The sequence below is a fragment of the Promicromonospora kroppenstedtii DSM 19349 genome (genome assembly GCF_000515355.1).
Taxonomy (GTDB): Bacteria; Actinomycetota; Actinomycetes; order Actinomycetales; family Cellulomonadaceae; genus Promicromonospora; species Promicromonospora kroppenstedtii.
The window spans coordinates 1,736-4,426 of the sequence record NZ_KI911719.1 but is presented as its reverse complement, the minus strand read 5'-3'; the positions used below and the strand labels follow the sequence as shown (position 1 = coordinate 4,426).

Sequence of the window (2,691 nt, the reverse complement as noted above, 5' to 3'; positions counted from 1 at the left end):
CCCTGGGCGGCGTCCGGCACGGCGGTCGCGGCCTCGGCCGCGAGGCGGTTGGCGAAGATCGTGCCGAACACCGCGACGCCGACGGACGAGCCGATGGTGCGGAAGTACGTGGTGCCCGAGGTCGCCGTGCCCAGGTCGCGGTAGCTCACGGCGTTCTGCACCGCGATGACGAGGACCTGGGTGACCATGCCCAGCCCGGCACCGAACACGAACATGCTCAGGCCCGCCTGGAGCGTGGTGGTGCCCTGGTCCATGAGCGAGAGCAGGTAGAGCCCCACGGCGGTCACGGCCGTGCCGGTGATGGGAAAGACCTTGTAGCGCCCGGTGCGGGAGATGAGCTGCCCGGAGCCGATGGAGGTGATGAGCAGACCGAGCATCATCGGCGTCATCTCCAGCCCGGACTCGGTGGGCGTGGAGCCCTTGACCGTCTGCAGGTACAGCGGCAGGTAGGTGATGGCGCCGAACATCGCGAAGCCGACGGCGAACCCGATGACCGCGGCGACGGAGAAGACCTTGTTGCGGAACAGGTGCAGCGGCAGCACGGGCTCGGGCGCGCGCCGCTCCACGGCGACGAACGCGACCAGCCCCACGACCGCGAGCGCCGCCATCGCCCACACCTGCACGGAGCTCCACGCCCAGGTGGTGCCGCCCAGGCTGGTGAGCAGCACGACCGCCGTCGAGATGGTGGCGAGCAGGACGATGCCGGCGTAGTCGATCCGGGGCCGGGTGGCCGTGGTGATGCGGGGCAGCACGGAGCCGACGACGGCGAGCGCGATGATCCCGACGGGGATGTTGACGTAGAAGACCCAGCGCCAGTCGAGGTTGTCGACGAAGAACCCGCCGAGCAGCGGGCCGGCGACCGAGGAGACGCCGAAGACCGCGCCGAACAGGCCCTGGTAGCGGCCGCGGTCCCGGGGCGGCACGACGTCGCCGATGATCGCCTGGGAGAGCACCATGAGCCCGCCGCCGCCCACGCCCTGCACGGCGCGCCAGGCGATGAGCTGGCCCATCGTCTGCGACGTGCCGGACAGGATCGACCCGACCAGGAAGATCAGGATGCAGGCGATGAACAGGGTCTTGCGCCCAAACAGGTCGCCGAGCTTGCCCCAGAGCACCGTGGTGGCGGTGCTCGCGAGCATGTAGGACGTCACGACCCAGGACAGGTGCTCGGCACCGCCGAGCTCGGACACGATCGTGGGCAGCGCGGTGGCGACGATGGTCTGGTCGAGGGCGGCGAGCAGCATCGCGAGCATGAGCCCCGCGAAGATGGCCCAGACCCGGGCCCGCGGCAGTGCCTGTGGTTCCGCCTCTGCGCTCGGTGCGGTCATGCGGGCAGACTGTCACGGCCGGTCCGGGTCGGCGCGGGGAGGCGCCAGCCGTCAGCGCCCGCTGCTACCGGAACGACAAGTCACCGCTCCCGCACCCGCCACGCGAGCTTGCGCAGCTCGTCGAACCACAGCACGGTCGACGCCATCCCCACCGCCACGGCCCAGTGCGCCAGGTCGAGCCCCGCGGTACCGAAGGCGACCTGGAGGAACGGCACCTCCACGACAGCCACCTGGAGCACCACGCCCAGCCCGATCGCCGCCCAGAGCCACCGGCCGGCGAACATCCGGTGGAACGCGCTCGTGGTCTCCGACCGCGAGTTGAGCACGTTGAACAGCTGCGCCAGCACGAGCGTGGTGAACCCGGCGGTGCGGGCCACGGTGAGGTCGTCGCTGCCCTCGACCAGGCCGCCGGGCAGGAAGATGTCGATGGTCAGCAGTGTGGCCAGACCCATGACCAGGCCGATGCTCAGCACGCCGGTCCACATCCGGGCGTCGATGATCCGCTCGTGCGGGCCGCGCGGCGGCCGAGCCATGACGTCGTCGGTCTCGGGGTCCACGCCCATCGCCAGGGCGGGGCCCGAGTCGGTGACGAGGTTGATCCACAGGATCTGCGTGGCCAGCAGCGGCACGACGACGGCCTCCCCGCCGGCCGCCCCCTCCAGCCCCAGGACCCCGGCGAACACGACGCCGAACAGCACCGTGCAGACCTCGCCCATGTTGGAGGAGAGCAGGTAGCGCAGGAACTTCTTGATGTTGTCGAAGATGATCCGGCCCTGGCGTACCGCGGCGACGATGGTCGCGAAGTTGTCGTCGCCCAGGATCATCTTGGCCGACTCCTTCGTCACCTCCGTCCCGGTGACGCCCATGGCCACGCCGATGTCCGCGGTCTTCAGCGCAGGCGCGTCGTTCACGCCGTCGCCGGTCATGGCCACCACGTGCCCGTCGGCCTGGAGGGCGTCGACGATCTGCAGCTTGTTCTGCGGGGCCACCCGGGCGTAGACCGAGACGCCGCGCGTCGTCTCGCGCAGCCCGGCGGCGTCCAGCTCGTCGAGCTCCGTCCCGGTGACTGCCCGCGCGCCCGGCTCCACGATGCCCAGGTCGCTCGCGATCCGGGTCGCGGTGACGGGGTGGTCACCGGTGATCATCATGATCCGGATGCCGGCGCGGCGGGCCTCGGCCACGGCGGTGGCGACCTCGGGCCGTGGCGGGTCGATGATGCCGACCACGCCCAGGTAGACCAGGTCGGACTCGTGCTCCTCCAGCCCTTCGGGGCCCGTGTCCTCGGGCACCCGGCGGTAGGCGACGCCGAGCGTCCGGTACGCCTGCCCCGACAGCCGCTCGACGGCCGCGAGCGCCGCTGCCC

Annotated in this window: 2 protein-coding genes; both read right to left on the bottom strand. The window is 71.3% G+C overall.

From position 1 onward, the window contains the following. On the bottom strand, nucleotides 1-1,328 hold a 1,328-nt coding region (locus tag PROKR_RS20470; protein WP_036966597.1), incomplete at its 3' end, for an MDR family MFS transporter. A gap of 80 nt (nucleotides 1,329-1,408) precedes the next feature. Next, nucleotides 1,409-2,691: cation-translocating P-type ATPase (locus PROKR_RS20465; protein WP_036966583.1), on the bottom strand; the 1,283-nt coding region annotated here is incomplete at its 5' end.